Annotated in this window: 17 protein-coding genes; 6 read left to right on the top strand and 11 right to left on the bottom strand. The window is 75.3% G+C overall.

Going from position 1 to position 17,667, the window contains the following annotated elements:
- The first annotated feature begins 8 nt into the window (after positions 1–8).
- Positions 9–911, top strand: coding sequence for a 1,4-dihydroxy-2-naphthoyl-CoA synthase (locus ATL51_RS13405; protein ID WP_073576551.1), 903 nt, complete (start codon positions 9–11; stop codon positions 909–911).
- Between the two features lie 4 nt (positions 912–915).
- Here the strand turns inward: ATL51_RS13405 and ATL51_RS13410 are convergent, their stop codons facing one another.
- A complete protein-coding gene (locus ATL51_RS13410; protein WP_073576552.1) occupies positions 916–1,173 on the bottom strand; it encodes a hypothetical protein in 258 nt (85 codons plus the stop codon).
- Between the two features lie 176 nt (positions 1,174–1,349).
- Between ATL51_RS13410 and menE the strand changes: the two genes are divergently transcribed.
- The 3 genes from menE (at position 1,350) to ATL51_RS13425 (ending at position 5,497) form a co-directional block, all read left to right on the top strand.
- Positions 1,350–2,588 (top strand): o-succinylbenzoate--CoA ligase, encoded by a 1,239-nt coding sequence (menE, locus tag ATL51_RS13415; protein ID WP_218899329.1) that lies wholly within the window; start codon positions 1,350–1,352, stop codon positions 2,586–2,588.
- 226 nt (positions 2,589–2,814) lie between these two features.
- Positions 2,815–4,446 carry a hypothetical protein gene (locus ATL51_RS13420; RefSeq protein WP_100878771.1) on the top strand — a complete coding sequence of 544 codons (1,632 nt, stop codon included), beginning with the start codon at positions 2,815–2,817 and terminating at the stop codon, positions 4,444–4,446.
- 178 nt (positions 4,447–4,624) lie between these two features.
- Positions 4,625–5,497 carry a 1,4-dihydroxy-2-naphthoate polyprenyltransferase gene (locus tag ATL51_RS13425; protein ID WP_100878772.1) on the top strand — a complete coding sequence of 291 codons (873 nt, stop codon included), beginning with the start codon at positions 4,625–4,627 and terminating at the stop codon, positions 5,495–5,497.
- Between the two features lie 80 nt (positions 5,498–5,577).
- On the opposite strand, the gene ATL51_RS28205 is transcribed toward ATL51_RS13425, so the two are convergent.
- The gene (locus ATL51_RS28205; RefSeq protein ID WP_157818352.1) at positions 5,578–6,081 is read right to left on the bottom strand and encodes a DUF4229 domain-containing protein; all 504 of its coding nucleotides are present in this window, start codon (positions 6,079–6,081) and stop codon (positions 5,578–5,580) included.
- Between the two features lie 300 nt (positions 6,082–6,381).
- Between ATL51_RS28205 and ATL51_RS13435 the strand changes: the two genes are divergently transcribed.
- Positions 6,382–6,594, top strand: a complete 213-nt coding sequence (locus ATL51_RS13435; RefSeq protein WP_073576557.1) for a BldC family transcriptional regulator — start codon at positions 6,382–6,384, stop codon at positions 6,592–6,594.
- An 85-nt stretch (positions 6,595–6,679) separates the two neighbouring features.
- Positions 6,680–6,913: a hypothetical protein gene (locus ATL51_RS13440; RefSeq protein ID WP_073576558.1), complete on the top strand. Its 234-nt coding sequence runs from the start codon at positions 6,680–6,682 to the stop codon at positions 6,911–6,913.
- A 127-nt stretch (positions 6,914–7,040) separates the two neighbouring features.
- Here ATL51_RS13440 and ATL51_RS29885 read toward each other — a convergent pair whose 3' ends face one another.
- The 9 genes from ATL51_RS29885 to hemB form a co-directional block, all read right to left on the bottom strand.
- Positions 7,041–9,290, bottom strand: a complete 2,250-nt coding sequence (locus ATL51_RS29885; protein ID WP_392567370.1) for a MinD/ParA family ATP-binding protein — start codon at positions 9,288–9,290, stop codon at positions 7,041–7,043.
- 43 nt (positions 9,291–9,333) lie between these two features.
- Positions 9,334–10,290, bottom strand: a complete 957-nt coding sequence (ccsB, locus tag ATL51_RS13450) for a c-type cytochrome biogenesis protein CcsB (RefSeq protein ID WP_100878773.1) — start codon at positions 10,288–10,290, stop codon at positions 9,334–9,336.
- Positions 10,291–10,296: 6 nt separating this feature from the next.
- On the bottom strand, positions 10,297–11,943 hold the full coding sequence (gene resB, locus ATL51_RS13455; protein WP_100878774.1) for a cytochrome c biogenesis protein ResB: 1,647 nt from the start codon (positions 11,941–11,943) through the stop codon (positions 10,297–10,299).
- Positions 11,943–12,815, bottom strand: coding sequence for a cytochrome c biogenesis CcdA family protein (locus ATL51_RS13460; RefSeq protein ID WP_100878775.1), 873 nt, complete (start codon positions 12,813–12,815; stop codon positions 11,943–11,945). The genes resB and ATL51_RS13460 overlap by 1 nt, the downstream gene beginning before the upstream one ends.
- 86 nt (positions 12,816–12,901) lie before the next feature.
- Positions 12,902–13,510 carry a TlpA family protein disulfide reductase gene (locus tag ATL51_RS13465; protein ID WP_073576562.1) on the bottom strand — a complete coding sequence of 203 codons (609 nt, stop codon included), beginning with the start codon at positions 13,508–13,510 and terminating at the stop codon, positions 12,902–12,904.
- A complete protein-coding gene (locus ATL51_RS13470) occupies positions 13,507–14,166 on the bottom strand; it encodes a histidine phosphatase family protein (RefSeq protein WP_073576563.1) in 660 nt (219 codons plus the stop codon). Before ATL51_RS13470 ends, ATL51_RS13465 begins: the two co-directional genes overlap by 4 nt.
- 2 nt (positions 14,167–14,168) lie before the next feature.
- Complete coding sequence (gene hemL / locus ATL51_RS13475; protein ID WP_100878776.1) at positions 14,169–15,482, bottom strand: glutamate-1-semialdehyde 2,1-aminomutase; 1,314 nt, start codon at positions 15,480–15,482, stop codon at positions 14,169–14,171.
- Positions 15,483–15,531: 49 nt separating this feature from the next.
- Positions 15,532–16,299: a hypothetical protein gene (locus ATL51_RS13480; protein WP_139282885.1), complete on the bottom strand. Its 768-nt coding sequence runs from the start codon at positions 16,297–16,299 to the stop codon at positions 15,532–15,534.
- A gap of 353 nt (positions 16,300–16,652) precedes the next feature.
- On the bottom strand, positions 16,653–17,633 hold the full coding sequence (gene hemB / locus ATL51_RS13485; RefSeq protein WP_073576566.1) for a porphobilinogen synthase: 981 nt from the start codon (positions 17,631–17,633) through the stop codon (positions 16,653–16,655).
- Between the last annotated feature and the right edge of the window lie 34 nt (positions 17,634–17,667).

Raw genomic sequence — 17,667 nt, forward strand, 5'->3', positions numbered from 1 at the left:
GTTCGGCCATGACCGTCTCCGAGACCTTCGACCCGGACGCCTGGACGCCGGTCGACGGGTTCGACTTCCGCGACATCACCTACCACCGTGCCCGCGCCACCGGCGCCGTGCGGATCGCGTTCGACCGTCCTGAGGTCCTCAACGCGTTCCGGCCGGGCACCGTCGACGAGCTCTACCGCGCCCTGGAGCACGCCCGGACCAGCGCCGACGTGGGCGCGGTGCTGCTGACCGGGAACGGCCCCTCCCCGAAGGACGGCAAGCGCGCCTTCTGCTCCGGCGGCGACCAGCGCATCCGTGGCCGCACCGGCTACCAGTACGCCTCCGGGGACACCGCGGAGACCGTCGAGCAGGGCCGGGCCGGGCGGCTGCACATCCTGGAGTGCCAGCGGCTGATCCGGTTCATGCCGAAGGTCGTCATCGCCGTGGTGAACGGCTGGGCCGCCGGCGGCGGGCACTCGCTGCACGCCGTCGCCGACCTCACGATCGCCTCCCGCGAGCACGCCCGCTTCAAGCAGACCGACGCCGACGTCGGCTCGTTCGACGGCGGCTACGGCTCGGCGTACCTGGCCCGCCAGGTGGGGCAGAAGTTCGCCCGGGAGATCTTCTTCCTCGGCCGCACCTACAGCGCCGAGCAGATGCACCACATGGGCGCGGTCAACGCGGTGGTCGACCACGCGGACCTGGAGACCGAGGCCCTGCAGTGGGCGACGGAGATCAACGGCAAGTCACCGCAGGCCCAGCGGATGCTGAAGTACGCCTTCAACCTCGCCGACGACGGCCTGGTCGGCCAGCAGCTCTTCGCCGGTGAGGCGACCCGGCTGGCCTACATGACCGACGAGGCGGTGGAGGGCCGGGACTCGTTCCTGGAGAAGCGGGACCCGGACTGGTCGCCGTTCCCCTGGCACTACTAGGTCGTCACTCCGCGGCGGGGCGCGGCCGGGGCACGGGGACCGGCCGCGCCGCGACGACGGCCCGCGGGCCGCTCTGCTGCGGGACGGCGACCGCCGGGCGCTGCGCCGCCGCGGCCGGGGCCACCCGGCCGGACGGCACGTCGAAGGCCAGGGCCGCGAGCTCGCCGGCGACCGCACGGTGCCCGGAGCCGGCGGGCCGGCGGCAGCGCAGCGAGCGCGGGCTGCCGGTCGGGGACGCGTCGGCGGTGGCGGTGTACGGCATGGTGAGCTCCTTCGAACCCGTGACCGGCGGGCGGGTGCGCCGCCGCTCTCACCCCCTGAGTCGGGTGGGAGGCCCCCCGCGTTGCACCTGCCCTACACCGTTCCCCGAATCTGATGAAAGACGCCGTTCGGACGCCGCTCCCGGTTGCGTGCGTCACGACAGACAGGGTTGACAGCATGACTGTGCGTGCACTTCCGGTGGACGGCTCCGCGGAGTCGGTGACCCGGCTGGCGGCCGCGCTGCGGGCCGCCGTGGACGGCACGGGTCCCGCGGTGCTGCCCGTCCGGGCCGAGCCGGGCCCGGGTCCGGGTGCCGCGGCGCCGGGCGACGCCGGGCCGGACACCGCCGGACCGGATCCGCTGCCCGGGCCGGTGGCGCGGGCCGCCGCGGCCGGGGAGCTGCCCCACGGGCTCGCCGCCGTCGTCGCCACCTCGGGGTCGACCGGGGAGCCCAAGTACGTCGCGCTCACCGCGGACGCGCTGCGGGCCTCGGCCACGGCGACGCACGCCCGCCTCGGCGGCCCGGGGTCATGGCTGCTCACGCTGCCCGCCGAGCACGTCGCCGGGGTCCAGGTGGTGCTGCGCGCCCTGCTCGCGGACACGGCCTGCGTGGTCCAGGACGTCCGCGACGGCTTCCGGCCCGACGGCCTGGCCCGCGCCACCGGGCGGATGGCGCACGGCACCCGCCGCTACACCAGCCTCGTCCCGACCCAGCTGGCGCGGATCCTCGACCACGGCGGTGCCCCGCTGTACGCCCTGGCCGGGTACGACGCCGTGCTCGTCGGCGGGGCCGCGCTGGACCCGCGGCTGCGCGGGCGCGCGCTCGCCGAGGGGATCCGGGTGGTCACCACCTACGGGATGAGCGAGACCTGCGGCGGCTGCGTCTACGACGGGGTCCCGCTCGACGGCGTCGAGGTCACCCTCGACCCGGCCGACGGGCGGGTGGTGCTCGGCGGCCCGGTCGTCGCCGGCGGGTACCTGGGGGCGCCGGAGGCGACCGCGGAGGCCTTCGTGTCCGACGGGGACGTCCGCCGGTTCCGGACCGGGGACCTCGGCGCGCTCGCACCGGACGGGACGCTGACCGTCCTGGGCCGGGTCGACGACGTCATCAACACCGGGGGCGAGAAGGTCGCGCCGGCCGCGGTGGAGCGGGCGCTCCTGGCGGTCGACGGCGTCCGCGCGGCGTGCGTCGTCGGCCTCCCCGACGACGAGTGGGGCCAGATCGTGGCCGCGCTCGTGGTGTCCTCCGGGGCCGCGCCGGACGATCACGCTCTGTGTGCCGCGGTCCGCGCGGCGTGCGGCCGGGCCGCCGTGCCGCGGCTGCTGCTGCGGGCCGACACCGTGCCCGAGCGCGGGATCGGCAAGCCCGACCGCACCGCCGTCGCGGAGATCCTGGCGGGGGCGCGCCGCACCTGACCGCTCACCCAGCGGAGTTGTCGGTCACGGTGGGCAGTCGGATCACGGCGTTGCGTCACGGTCTCCACCACCCGATCCGTGTACACACCTTGGAGTTGGTTCACGCAGCGTGCGTTGCGCCCGCCCCGGAGATCGAGTGTGCTTCGACCACTGGCGGCACAGAGCCCTCACCCATCACAGGGCTCCCCGTCGTCACACGAGTCACAGCGATCAGCGGGGGTTGTCCATGCGCAGCATCACGCGGGCCGGGCTGCGGGCCATCGGTCTGCTCGCCGCGACCGGCGCGCTCTGTGCCGCCGCCACGGTCCCGGCGATGGCCGACGAGCCGGGCACGACGTGGCAGCCGGAGCTGAGCGAGGGCAGCGGCAACGGTGTCGTCGTCTCGCCCGACGGGGCCCGGTTCGACCGGTCGACGGCCTTCGGGGCCCCGGCCGACGAGGGGGCCACGGAGTCCTCCGCCGACCCGGCCGAGGTGGTCCCGACCGGGCTGCTGACCCTCGCGCCGCGCACCCTGGACACCCCGACCCGGGAGATCGACTCCCGGCTCCTCGCGGACACCCCGCCCGGCTCGACGGCGTCGGTCGACGTCCGCGGGAAGCGGGCGGGCGGCGGCTGGACCGAGTGGATCCCCGCCCAGGACTCCCGCACCGAGCTGCCGGAGGCCGTCACCGAGGTGCAGGGACGCCTGATCCTCACCGCCACCGGCGCGGCCGACCCGACCGTCCGGGAGCTCACCCTCACCGCGACGCCCGGCTCCGGCGCCGAGAGCGAGCCGGTCACCGAGGCCGCTCCGCGCAGCTACTCGGTGTTCGCCACCCGCGAGGGGCTCGTCGGCGGCACCACCGCGAACGGCCACAAGATCGTCAACCGGGACCGCTTCGTCGCGCTGCCCTCGCGCCGGGCGCTCTCGGCCAACGGCAAGACCGACTACTCGGTCAAGGTCTGCGCCCCCAACGGACGCTGCGCGATCGCCCCGGTCTGGGACATCGGCCCGTGGAACACCAAGGACGACTACTGGAACCCGTCGAACCAGCGGGAGATGTGGAAGGACCTGCCCCAGGGCGTGCCGCAGGCCGCGGCCGCACGCAACGGGCACAACGGCGGCAAGGACCAGTTCGGGCGCCGGGTCGCCAACCCGGCGGGCATCGACCTGGGCGACGGCATCTTCTGGGACGTCCTCGGCCTGAAGGACAACTCGCAGGTCCAGGTCGACTACCTGTGGACCGGGTCGCAGCGGCTGTCCGCGATCCGCACCGAGGGCACCCCGGACATCCCGATCCTTGCCCGGCCCGAGGCCGGCGCGGAGTCGGTCGGGATCGCCGTCGACGCCACCGAGGTGCCGGTGCAGTGCACCTCCGGCGCGTTCGTCCGGATCGGCGACGGCCAGTACCTGCCGGCGACGGCGTTCACCGGGTTGCCGGGCGACGTCCCGGCCTGCGACGCGGCGGCCCCGTCCGCACCCACCGCACCCTCGCCCGCTGCGCCCACCGCGCCCGACGCCTCCGCCGCTCCGTCGGCGCCCGGCACTCCCGCGGCTCCCCCGGCGCCCGACACCTCCGCGGCTCCCGCGGGGCCCGACGCCTCCGCCGCGGTCGGCAGCTCGCCGGCTCCGGTCCCGGCCGCCCCCACCGCACCGTCCGGTGCCGCCCCGTCCGCGCCGGCACCGTCCTCCCCGACGCCGTCCGCGGCGACGGGGCCGGGAGCCGGAACACCGACCGCCGGCGGGGCCACGGCGGGCACCCCCTCACCCGGGTCCACCGCCGCGCCCACACCCGCGGCCGAGGCCCCCGACGGCGACAGCCAGGCCGCCCGGGTGAGCCCCGGCTCCGCCCAGCGCGCCCCCTCCGGCACCTCCTGACCGCCCTCCCGGCCCCGTCGCACCGCAGCACAGGTGCGTCCCCGGACCTGGCATGGACAACCACACCCCTTTGCCGGTCCTCACACCTGTTGCAACGGGTGTGCCGACCGGCGCAGGGGTGTGGCCGTGCCGTGGGACGGTTCCGTCGCACGGCGGCGCGGCGGGATAGGTTGCCGGGGTGGCCACCACGGCAGAGTGGGTCGAGGGTGCGCGGCCGCGCACCCTCCCCACCGCGATCTCCCCCGTCCTCGTCGGGACCGGCGCCGCGCTCGGCGCGGGCGCCCTCGCCCCCGGTTCCGCGCTGCTCGCCCTCCTGGTGGCGGTCGCGCTGGTGATCGGGGTGAACTTCGCCAACGACTACTCCGACGGCATCCGCGGCACCGACGACGACCGTGTCGGCCCCCAGCGTCTGGTCGGCTCCCGGGCCGCCGAACCGGCCACGGTGAAGGCCGCGGCGTTCGCCTGCTTCGGGGTCGCCGCCGTCGCCGGGCTGGTGCTCACGGCGGTCTCCGGCCAGTGGTGGCTGCTGCTCGTCGGGGCGCTGTGCATCGTCGGCGCCTGGTACTACACCGGCGGCTCGCGGCCCTACGGCTACGCCGGGCTCGGCGAGGTCGCGGTGTTCGTGTTCTTCGGCCCGGTCGCGGTGCTGGGCACCATGCTGACCCAGGCCGGGCGCGTCGACGCCGCCGCCGTCGGGGCCGCGGCCGGTGTCGGGCTGCTGACGTGCGCGGTGCTGGTCGCGAACAACCTGCGGGACATCCCGGGCGACCGGGTCGTCGGCAAGCGGACCCTCGCGGTGCGGCTCGGGGACCACGGCACCCGGGTGCTCTACCTCGCGCTGGTGCTGGTGCCGTTCGTCGTCGCGGTCGGTGCCGCGTTCGACCGGCCGGGCCTGCTGGTGGCGCTGCTCGCGCTGCCCGCCGCCGTGCGGCCGGTGCGGATCGTGCTCGGCGGGGCACAGGGCCCCGCGCTCATCCCGGTCCTCAAGGACACCGGCCTGCTCCTGCTGGCCTGGGGCGTCGCGGCGGCGGTCGGGCTCGCGTTCGGCTGAGCGCTCCCGTCACCGCGCACCTCCCGCCGACGCGCCCCTGGGCGATCCGCCCCGCCCCACGTCGGGCCGGGCCCGGACCGTCAGCGGGTCGGGCCGTCGCCCTCCGACGGGACCGGGTCGGACCCGGCCGGCACCTCGGCGCCGTCCGCACCGGCCGCGGCAGGCGGGGACGCGACGGTCGACGACGCGGACGGCGCGGCGGGGGCGCCCGGGGACGCGGGCGCGGCGGGGACGCCCGGGGACGCGGGCGCGGCGGGCGTGTCCGGGGACGGCGGCGGGCCGACGTCGCCGCGCAGCTGGGCCCGCAGCGACGCCCGCTCGGACGACCGGCGGGCCGTCGACGCGGCGATCGCCCGGTCCAGCCGCTCCCGCAGCCCGCGGAACAGCACCATCGACAGCGGCAGTGCGACGACGAGCGCCACGAGCAGCGCGACGAGCCACGGCACGCCGATCAGCGCGAGCACGACCGTCAGCACGGCGAGCAGACCGAGCCGCGCGAGCGTGTAGAGCGCCACCGTGGTGGCCAGCCCGGGCTCACCGGCGCGCTCCCGCGCCGCGGCCTGCGGCGGGGTCGGAGACGTCATGGCCTCCAGGGTACGGGCCGGACCGGCCGGATCACGGCTGCCCGGTTCCACCCGCCCCCGTCCCGGACGTCCGGATCGCGACCACCCGGCCGGGCGGCGGTCCCTCCCCGGACGTCCCCGACTGTCCGGTTCGAGGCGTTCACCGGCTTTGCCCTTTAAGAACCCTTTACTCACACAACACCGTTCGAGTACCCGGGGTCTGAGGTGTCACGATGGCCCGGAAACCGAGAGCGGTACCCGGCCGGATGCCTCCGGCGAGCACCGTGACACATACTCCACGTGCACTTCGGGAGGATCCCCATGGCAGCTCCGACTCAGGCACCCGAGCGTCTCCTCACCCCGGGTGAGGTGGCCACGCTCTTCCGCGTCGACCCCAAGACCGTGACCCGCTGGGCCTCGGCCGGGCGGATCGGCTCGATCCGTACGCCGGGCGGCCACCGTCGGTTCCGCGAGTCCGAGGTCCGTGGCCTGCTGGCCGACCTGACCAGCGAGGCGAACACCGGTCTCCGCTGATCCGGAGGGCACACATGGGGTGAGGGTCTCGACTTCACCCGTACGTCAGGCCACCTTCGCTACGCTGGACAGCGGAGGTGGCCTGATGTTGTTCTTCCTGATCCTTCTCGTCGGCGCGGCCGTGGTCGCGGTGCTGCTCGTGCGGACCCTGCGGTCCGAACAGGTGGTCTCCGACCGCATCCCACGCGCGGAGTTCCCCTGGTCGTCGGGCCAGCGGGCCGAGAAGCCGCGCGCGACCGGCCCCGACGACGATCCCGACTTCCTGCGCGAACTCGACGAGAAGGTGCGTGACCAGGAGGACCCGCCCGAGCGTTCCTGAGCGGGTCGCGCCGGCCGGCACCTCCCCGACACGCCTTGACCGAAGGGCGGTCCACCCACCGGGCGGACCGCCCTTCGGTGTCTCCGGTCACGTCCGGGGCGGCGACGGGGACCGTCGCGGCCCGGGATCAGACCGGGAAGCCGTCGGCGACGGCCGCCGCCAGCTCCAGCAACGCCGTCCGGGTCGTCTCCTCCAGGCGCTCCAGGTCGATCTCCGCGCCCTCCTCCAGGTGCGGGTCGAACGGCACCTTGACCACTGCCCGGCACCGTCCCGAGAAGTGCTCGGCGACGCGGTCGAGGTCCACCCCGCCACCGGCACGCCGGTAGACGGTGTTGATGACGACGACCGCGTTGCGGACCAGCGCCCCGTAGCCGTGGGCGTCGAGCCAGTCCAGGGTGGCCGAGGCGCTGCGGGCGCCGTCGATCGAGCCCGACGACACGACGACGATCTGGTCGGCCATCCCCAGCACGCCGTACATCGCGGAGTGCATCAGGCCGGTACCGCAGTCGGTCAGGACCAGGTTGTAGAAGTGCTCCAGCAGGTCGACCGCGCGCCGGTAGTCGTCCTCGCTGAACGCCTCCGACACCGCCGGGTCCTGCTCGCTGGCGAGCACCTCGAGCCGGGACACGCCCTGCGAGGTGTAGGCGCGGACGTCGCTGTAGCGGCGGACCCGGTCGGCGTCGCGCAGCAGGTGGCGGACGGTCGCGGTGGTCTCCAGCGGGATCTTCTGGCTCAGCGTGCCGCGGTCGGGGTTGGCGTCGACGGCCACGACCCGGTCGCCACGGTGCGACGCGAACGTGGCCCCGAGGGTCGCGGTGACCGTCGTCTTCCCGACCCCGCCCTTGAGGCTCAGCATCGCGATCTTGTGCGAGCTGATCAGCGGCCGGTTCGCGCGGGCCACGAGGTCGCGCCGGCGCAGCTCCGCGGGGCTCTCCCCCGGGTTCACCAGGCCACCGGTGAGCACGTAGACCCAGCGACGCCACCCGCTCGCCGGCGGACGGCCCGCGCTGCCGTGCCCCGTGCGCGAGGGCGCGAGGTCCAGCCCGCCGTGCGGCTCGTCGCCGCGGCGGTGCTGAGCGGCCCGGGCCTCGATCGCCTCGGGGGCCGTCCAGCGGGGCCGCTTCACCCCCGTCTGCGGGCGGCCGCGCGGCGGGGTGAGGGTGCGCTGGGGCCCGGTCTCCGCGGACTCGTCGTCCCAGGCCGCGCGCCAGGGACGGTCCCCCTGGCGGGGGCGCCGGTCGTCGCGGGAACGGTCGTCGCGGGAGCGCTCCGTCCGGGGGGTGCCGGTCCGGGCCCCCCGGCCGGGGCCACTGCCGGGTGCGGAGGGCCCGGCGACGGCGGTCCCGTCCTCCCGCGCGGCCGCCGGGTGCCGTGCGGCCTCGGCGGGCCGTGCCGGTCCCGTGTACCCGGAGCCCTCGCCCGGCGACGGTTCCGGGGCCGGATCGGCGGAGGACGGGTACCCGTCCCGCACCGCGCGACCGCCGTGACCCGCGTGCACCGGCCCCGCAGGATCCGTGGGCGCCGGAGCGGCGGGGTCGGAGTGCGGCGGATCGGCGGACACGGGCGCGTCGTCGTACCCGGCGGTCGCGGTGCGCCCCGGGGAGTCGTCGCCGCAGGCCGTGGCGCGGTCCGGGAGGTCCAGGCCCACGGCGCCGCCGTCCGGCGGGTGCCCGGGGGCCGGGGCGTCACCGTCCGGGGAGTACCCGGGGGCCGCGTCGCCGGCCGGGGAGTACCCGGGGGTCGTGTCGCGGTCGCCGGTGTCGTCGGCCGCGCGGCCCGCGGCGCGCCAGATGAGGTCCGCGTCGGGGTCGTCGTCGGGCACCGCGGAGGCGGGCACGGCCCACCACGGCTCGGGGTCGGCACCCGCGGCGCGGTAGAGACCGGTGTCGTCGGGGCCGTGGTCCTGCACGGCCGGGTCCGGGGCCGCGTCGTCGCGGCGGTGCCGGGGGTCGCCCGCGGAGGCCGGGGTGGGCTCGTCGTCGGGGTCGGCGACGGTCGCGGTGCCGGAGGAGGCCGGGCGCGGGGGCTCGCGCAGGGCGGACAGGTCCATCCCGTGCGGCGGGGTGGACGGGTCGATCTCGTCGACCAGGTCGTCGTCGATCTCGGGCAGCTCGCTGCCCCACGCCGAGCCCGCCGGCGGGGTCTGCGTCCCGATGGCCGCGCGGCCCGGGGCGGGCGCCGACGCGGCGCGTTCGGCGGCCGACGGGGTCCGCGGCGGCGTGGCGCCGGCCTCCGGAACCGGCTCCGCAGCGTCGTCACCGCCGGACCGCCTGCGCCGTCCGAAGGACCGGCCGGGGGACTCCGTCGTGGCCCAGCGCTCCCGCACGTAGCGGCCCACCGACCCGTCGGGCTGCTCGCCGGAACCGTTCTCACTCACGGGAAACGACGGTAGCCGCGCGGAACCCGGTGGTCGAGGCGCCTCACACCCCCGCGTACGAGTGCAGTCCGGCCACCACCATGTTGATGAAGAACAGGTTGAACACGATCGTGGCGAAGCCGGCCGTGTTGATCCAGGCCGCGGCACCGGAGTTCTTCCACCCCGCGGTGGCCCGGGCGTGCAGGTAGGCGGCGTAGAGCACCCACGCGACGAAGGCCACGGTCTCCTTCGGGTCCCAGCCCCAGAACCGGCCCCAGGCCGCCTCGGCCCACACCGCTCCGGTGATAATGCCGAAGGTGTAGAGCGGGAACGCGAGCACCGTCACGCGGTACGCCAGCCGGTCGAGCGACTCCGCCGACGGCAGCTTCGCGGCCCACGACGCCGGCTTCCCGTTCCGCTTGACCAGGAACAGGAGGCTCGCCACACCGGGCACGAGCAGCAGGCCCGACGCCAGCGTGATCGTCGTGACGTGGATGATGATCCAGTACGACTGCAGGGCCGGGACGACGGGCGCCGCGTCGAGGTAGAGCACGGTGCCGGTGACGAACATGAGCAGCACGACCGGCGTCAGCACGAACACCCCGGCCGGGCGCAGACCCGGGTGCCGGCGCACGAGCACCAGCCACGCCCCGACGGCCATCAGACACAGCGCCGAGGTGAACTCGTACATGTTGCCCAGCGGCCACCGGTAGGCGGCGAAGCCGCGCAGCACGATCGACCCGAGGTGGGTCAGGGCCGCCAGCACCATCAGCGAGATGCCGATCCGGCCGTAGCGGTCGGCACGGGAGCGGCGGCCGTCGTCGGACGGGGGCTCCTCGGGCGCCGCGACCGCCGTGGACCCGGCCCCCACCGGGGCGGGCTCCTCGTGCCGGGCGGCGGCCCGCGCGACGCGCCGGGCCGCGTACTCCAGCGACGCGAACACCAGCGCCAGCAGCAGCACGACGAGCGTCGCCTGGAACAGGCGGTCGCTCCACATCGCGGTGGTCGGGTCGACGAGCATCTCGGGTTAACCGTCCTTCTTGTCCGTCGGGTCGAGCAGCTCGGTCGCGAGCCGGTCGAACTCCTCGCCGTAGCCTGCCCGGTCGGTCCGGGCCAGACCACCGAGGGCGATGTGACCGCCCCCGCCGTCGCGCGGGGACACCCGCACCCAGAACCGGCGACGCGTGACCGACAACGACAGCGCGAGGCCGCCGACCATCAGCACCGCCGCTGCCAGCACCCAGGACTGGCCGGGGTCGTGGCCCACCTGCAGGTTCACCCACGGGGTCACACCGTCGAACCGGACGACCGTGCCGTCCGGCAGCCGTGTGGTGTCGCCGATCCCGAGCCGCGCCGTCGCGACGGAGCGCAGCTCGCCGTCGTCGATCTTGCTCTGGTCGACGCTGAAGATCGACTGGCCTCGGCCGTCGTCGATGCCGAGGTCACCGAGGAGCACGTCGACGTCGGCGGTCGGCGAGCGCAGGTCCGGGTGCACCGACACCAGCGTGCCCTCGGGGTCGACCGCGCCGGTCGGTGCGAACGTCCCGGTGACGGCGAGCTGCGTGGTGCGCCGCTGCTCCGGGTCGGTGATGCCGGGGCGCTCGAACTTCGTCGCCCCCTCCGACAGCTGGGTGCCGGACTGGTCGACCGGGCGCCACTGCACCTCACCGGTGCGGCTCTGCCCGTCCGGCCAGGTCACCGTGAACTCCGGTGCGTAGCCGTAGCCGGTCAGGTAGACCCGGTCGCCGTCGGTGCGCAGCGGGTGGTTGACAGCGATCTCGTCGGGGCGCCAGGTGCTGACGCCGTCGCGGACGTCCTGCCCGGTCTGGAACCCGACCGAGGCGCCGAAGGTCGACGGCTGGCCGTTCGGCAGCCAGGTGCCGTCGAACCGGTCGACCTTCACGCAGAAGTTGTTGAGGTCGGTGCCGTCGACGCGCAGCCCGGCGCGGAAGCTGTCGTAGCCGAGGATGGAGCTGTTGCAGAACTCGCTGCCGTCGGCGCGGACGATGACGTCGCCCTCGTAGCCGTACATCTTGCCGCCGGCCAGGCCGAGCAGGATGCCGATCAGGCTGAGGTGGAAGACGAGGTTGCCGGTCTCGCGCAGGAACCCCTTCTCCGCCGAGATCGTGCGGGAGCCGTCGTCCTCGGTGCGCTCCACGGTGCGCCAGCCGCGCAGCAGCCGCCGCGCCCTGGCCAGCTCGTCGTCGACGCCCGCGGTCGTGTCGCCCTCGGCGTGGTGCGGCAGCCGTGCCAGGTTGCGCGGGGTCATGACCGGGGGCTGGCGGATCGAGCGCAGGTACTCGCCGGTGCGCGGGAGCACGCAGCCGACCAGCGAGATCATCAGCAGCAGGTAGATGGCGGCGAACCACGGGCTCGCGAACACCTCGAACCCGCCGACCGCGTCGATCACCGGCGCGACGGCGGGGTTGTCGCGGTAGAAGTCCTCGACGAGGAACGCGTTCAGCGACCGCTGCGGCAGCAGGGCCCCGGGCATCGCGGCCAGCGCGAGGAGGAACAGCAGGACCAGCGCGGTGCGCATGCTGGTCAGCCCGCGCCAGGTGTTGCGCAGGAACGCCAGCGCGCGGGCGAGCGGCCCGGGCCGCGGCGACGACGGGGGCACGCCGTCCGGTGTCGACACGGACGGCTGCGGCGGGGCGTCGGGCGGGGAGCTCATCAGATCGGCGGGGTGAATCCGGCGATCGAGACCTGCAGCTTGACCAGCCACTGGGACCACAGACCGGACACCAGCAGCGCCCCGACGAGTACCAGCAGCACTCCCCCGGCGATCTGCACCGCCCGGGTGTGGCGGCGCAGCCAGCCCAGCGCGCGGACCGCCCGGGTCGCGCCCAGCGCGATCAGCACGAACGGGATACCGAGCCCGGCGCAGTAGGCCAGGATCAGCACGATCCCGCGCACCGAGCCGCCCCCGGTACCGGCGGCGACGGCCACCACCCCGGCCAGCGTCGGCCCGATGCAGGGCACCCAGCCCAGGCCGAAGACCGCGCCCAGCAGCGGGGCGCCCACGAGACCGGCCCGCGGCGTCCAGTGCGAGCGGTACTCGCGCTGCAGCGCGGGGATGGCACCGGCGAACGCCAGCCCCATCACGATCATCACGACGCCGCCGATGCGCTGCAGCAGCGCCTCGTTGTCGATGAGGACGTCGGACAGCCACACGACGCCGACCATGATCGCGCCGAACACGACGGTGAACCCGCCGACGAACAGCAGTGCGGCCCCGGCGACCCGCCAGCGGCCGTCGTCCCGGGCCGGCGCGGCGGTCACGGCGGCGGCCCCCGCGACGCCGTCCTGCACACCGTCCGCGGGCGCGGTCGCGGTCCCGCCCCGGCGGGCGGCGGCGCGCTCGGTGGCCTCGGCCGGGGTGACCGGCGGGGACTGCGCGCCGACGAGCCCGGCGAGGTAGGCCAGGTAGCCGGGGACCAGCGGGACGACGCACGGCGACGCGAAGCTCACCAGCCCCGCGGCGACCGAGACCAGCACTGCGAGCAGCAGCGGCCCCGAGATCGCCAGCGTCGTCGTCGCGTCCATCGCATCCCAGGGTAGAAGCCCTGCTCGCGGTGCCGCGCGGCGGGTTCTACAGCGTGTAGTTCACCGGGCGGGGCGCGCCCGCGCGGTCACCCGGGGTCAGCGGACGAACCGGACCTCGGCTCGGCGGCGAGCCGGGTGATGAGCGGCAGCAGGTCCGAGCTCCCGACCGGGACCAGGAACACCGCGGCCACCCGGGCGTCGCGGTCGAGCACGATCGTCGAGGGCACGACGTTGCGCGGGTAGCCGTCGAGCCGGGCCAGGGTGCGGCCGGGCGCGTCGTAGATCGAGTCGTAGGTGATGCCGCGGTCGGTCACGAAGTCCAGGGCGGCCTGCCGGTCGTCGCGGACGTCGATCCCGAGGACGACGGCCTTGCCCCGGGCCGCCTCGGCCACGGCCTGCAGCTCGGGGGCCTCGGTCCGGCACGGGCCGCACCAGGAGCCCCAGATGTTGATGACCCGCACCGTGTCGGGGAAGTCGCCGATGCCGACCTGGGTGCCCTCGCGCAGCAGGCTCTCGCCGCGCAGGTCGGTGATCGGCTGACGGCTCTCCGGCGGGTCGTAGGTGATGCGCACCTGGCCGCCCGGGGCGACGAACTGGAAGTCCTGGCCGGGTCCCCCGCCCGCGGCGTCGCGGCCGACGCCGCACCCGGCGACGAGCAGCAGCAGCCCGAGCAGGGCGGGCAGCAGACGTCTCATGCCCCGGTCACCATCGCGCCGCTCGGGCCGGCCGGCTCCGCGTAGCGCAGCCCGGTCATCCGGGTGCCGGTGAACTCGATGCTGGTCAGCGAGGCGAGCGCGCACTGGCGGCGGCGCGGGTCGTGCCAGAGCTGCCGGCCCGTCAGGTAGCGGCGCAGCGTCCAGATCGGCAGCTGGTGGGACACGCACACGACCTCGCGGCCGGGTGCGAGCGCCCGCGCGGCGTGCACGGCGCCGAGCATCCGGTGCGCGATCGCGAGGTACGGCTCGCCCCAGGACGGGGTGAACGGGTCGCGCAGCAGCCGCCACACCTGCGGGCGCTTGAGCGCGCCGTCGCCGACTCCGAACCGCTTGCCCTCGAAGAGGTTGCCGGACTCGATCAGGCCCTCCTCGGTGTGGATGTCGACGCCGTGGGCGTCCGCGATCGGGCGGGCGGTCTCCTGGGCGCGCTGCAGCGGCGACGCGACGACGGCGGCGACGTCGTTGCCGTCGAGGTACGCGGCGACGGTCTTGGCCTGGGCCCGGCCGTGGTCGGACAGGTGGTAGCCGGGGATGCGGCCGTAGAGGACGCCCTCGGGGTTGTGCACCTCGCCGTGGCGCAGCACGTGCACCACGGTCACCGGTCCCGATGCGGGCGGGCTGGTCCGGTCGCCCATGCTCAGGCCCCGTCCGGACGGGTGGCGGCGGCCGCGGCCCGCGCGGCGGCGGCCAGGCCGATCTCGATCCGCTCGAACGCCTCGTCGTCCAGCGCGGTGGAGACGAACCAGCCCTCGAAGGCGCTCGGGGGCAGGTAGACGCCGTGGTCGAGCATCGCGTGGAAGAACGCCGGGTAGCGCCAGGTCTCGGCGGCCTTCGCACCTGCGTAGTCGGTGACCGGGTCGGCGGTGAAGAACGGGGAGAACATGGTGCCCGCGTACTGGATCGTGTGGGCGACGCCCTCCCGGTCCAGCGCGGCGGTGACCAGCGCGCCGATCCGGTCGGCGTGGGACTGCAGGGTGGCGTAGGCGGCGTCGTCGGCGTGGCGCAGCGTGGTGAGCCCGGCGGCGACGGCGACCGGGTTCCCGGCCAGCGTGCCCGCCTGGTAGACCGGCCCGGCCGGGGCCAGGTACGACATGTGCTGCGCCGACCCGCCGAACGCGGCCGCGGGCAGCCCGCCGGACATGACCTTGCCGAAGGTGTAGAGGTCGCCCGCGACGCCGTCGCAGCCGAACCAGCCCTGCCGCGACGCGCGGAACCCGGTCATCACCTCGTCGATCACCAGCAGCGCGCCGTGCGCGTGGCACAGGTCGCGCAGCCCGGCGTTGAAGCCCTCGACCGGCGGTACCACGCCCATGTTGCCCGCGGCGGCCTCGGTGATCACGCAGGCGATGTCGGCGCCGCGCTGCTCGAAGACCTGGCGGACGGCGTCGAGGTCGTTGTAGGGCAGCACCACGGTGTCGGCGGCCTGGGCGCCGGTGACGCCCGGGCTGGTCGGCAGGCCGAGGGTGGCGATCCCGGAGCCGGCGTCGGCGAGCAGCGCGTCGACGTGGCCGTGGTAGCAGCCGGAGAACTTCACGATCACCGTGCGGCCGGTGATGCCGCGGGCGAGCCGGATGGCGCTCATCGTCGCCTCGGTGCCCGAATTGACCAGACGGACCTGCTCGACCGGGGTCCGGTCGACGATCTCGGCCGCGAGGTCGATCTCGCCCGGGGTCGGGGTGCCGAACGACAGCCCCTGCGACGCCGCGGACCGCACCGCCTCGACGACGGCCGGGTGCGCGTGCCCCAGGATCATCGGCCCCCAGGAGGAGACGAGGTCGACGTAGGTGGCGCCGTCGGCGTCGGTGAGGCGGCAGCCCTCACCCGAGACCATGAACCGCGGGGTGCCGCCGACCGAGTTGAACGCCCGTACCGGGGAGTTCACCCCGCCGGGGATCAGCTCGGTCGCCCGCTCGAAGAGGCGGGCGGACTCCTCGGGTTCCGGGTTGCTCACGGCGGTCCCTGCGCTTCCGGTGCTCACATCCCCAGTCTCGCAGCCGGTGTCAGGACCGGCTCGCGGCCCCGAGCTTGCGGGTGGCGTACCACTCCTTCGCCGGGCGCCCGAACAGCAGCGCGACCCCGGCGACGGACAGCGCCACGACGAGTACCGCGAACAGCGGGATCGTCGGCGCCATGAGCAGCAGGAGCGGGATCCCGTAGACGCCGGCCAGCACGGCCAGCGCGATCCGGGCGCCACCGGCCCCGAGGAACGCGACGACGGCCAGCGCGATCCACACCAGCGCCAGGACGAGGAAGACCCCGCCCATCACCCGCACGAACTGGGTGAGCTGATCCATCGTCAGACCGGTCTGGGCCAGCGCGGCGTCGATGTCGGCACGCGGGAGCCCGGTGTCGTTGAGGACCGCGTCGTTGATCGTCGCGAACATCGCGCCGATGCCCATGACGACGAACGGCAGCGCCGCCGCGACCAGTGCGACCAGCGCGGTGACCACCTGACGCGGCCGGGCCGGACGTCCCTGCGGCCCGCTGCCGAGCCCCGCCGGGGGCGGCCCCCAGCCCGACGCGGTGTTCCACTGCGGGCCCTGCCCGGCCTGCTGCCCGGGCCCCGGCTGCGGCGCGGCGCCCGGCTGCGCGGTGGTGCCCGGCTGCGGCGCGGGCGCGGCGGGTGCCTGCTGCGGGGCCGGCGGCGGTGTGGCGCCGCCGTGCCAGCCGTGGGGGTACGGGTTCTGCGGGTACTGCGGGTAGCGCCCCGTCGACGGCCCGGGCCGGTAGTACTGCGGGGCGTCGTGCTGTCCCGGGTTGCTGCTCACGATGTCCACGGTAGCCGTGCCGGTGTCCGGTTTGCCACGTTCGGCGGTACCCGGCGCCGCGATTCACCCCTCACCGAGCGACCGCCCGGCACCGCCCGGCGGGATCCGGCACCACCGGCCGGCCGCCGGGGCCCTGCGATGCCGTTCCTCCGGAACCGGAACCCGGACGCGGCGTCGGGCCCGGGTCTCGTCGAGGTCTCCACAGGGAGTGCGGCGAAGTCGCTTACCCGGTAAGCGAATTCACGGACAGATGGCCCCGGGGGTCGCCGGCCGGTCGGCACGAATGGCGCCGGGCGGCCGAGCCGAGCAGCGCCGGTCGGGTCCGACCGGCGACGCGCCCCAGGTGGGCGGGGTCAGCCCCGGTCGAGCCAGGTCGCGGCCTCGGTGGCCCAGTAGGTCAGGATCACGTCCGCACCGGCGCGGCGGATCGAGGTCAGCGTCTCCATGATGGTCCGCTCACGCTCGAGCCAGCCCCGGGCGACGGCGGCCTCGACCATCGCGTACTCACCGGAGATCTGGTACGCCGCGACGGGCACGTCGGCGACGTCGGCCACCCGGGCCAGGATGTCCAGGTAGGCCAGGGCGGGCTTCACCATCACCATGTCGGCGCCCTCGTCGAGGTCGAGTGCCAGCTCGCGCAGCGCCTCGCGGGCGTTGCCGCCGTCCTGCTGGTAGGTCTTGCGGTCGCCCCTGAGCTGCGAGTTCACCGCCTCACGGAACGGGCCGTAGAACGCCGAGGCGTACTTGGCGGTGTAGGCGAGGATGCCGGTGTCGGTGAACCCGGCCTCGTCGAGCGCGGTGCGGATGACACCGACCTGGCCGTCCATCATCCCGCTGGGGCCGACGAGGTGGGCGCCCGCACGGGCCTGCTCCACGCCCATCCGGGCGTAGATCTCCAGCGTCGCGTCGTTGTCGACGCCGCCGTCGGCGTCCAGCACGCCGCAGTGCCCGTGGTCGGTGAATTCGTCGAGGCACAGGTCGGACATGACGACCAGGTCGTCGCCGACCTCGGAGCGCACGTCGCGCAGGCCGACGTTGAGGATCCCGTCCGGGTCGACGGCGCCGGAGCCGGTCGCGTCGTGGTGCTCGGGGACCCCGAACAGCATCACACCGCCGACGCCCGCGGCCGCCGCCTCCGCGACCGCCTTGCGCAGCGAGTCGCGGGTGTGCTGGACGACCCCCGGCATCGACCCGATCGGGACCGGTTCCGTCGCGCCCTCACGGACGAACATCGGCAGCACCAGCTGCCGCGGACGGACCTCGGTCTCGGAGACCAGCCGCCGCATCGCGGGGGTGGTCCGCAACCGTCGGGGACGCTGCGCCGGGAAACCCATGCGGACCAGGCTACGACCGCCCCGGACACACGTC

It is taken from the genome of Pseudonocardia alni (assembly GCF_002813375.1).
Classification (GTDB): Bacteria; Actinomycetota; Actinomycetes; order Mycobacteriales; family Pseudonocardiaceae; genus Pseudonocardia; species Pseudonocardia alni.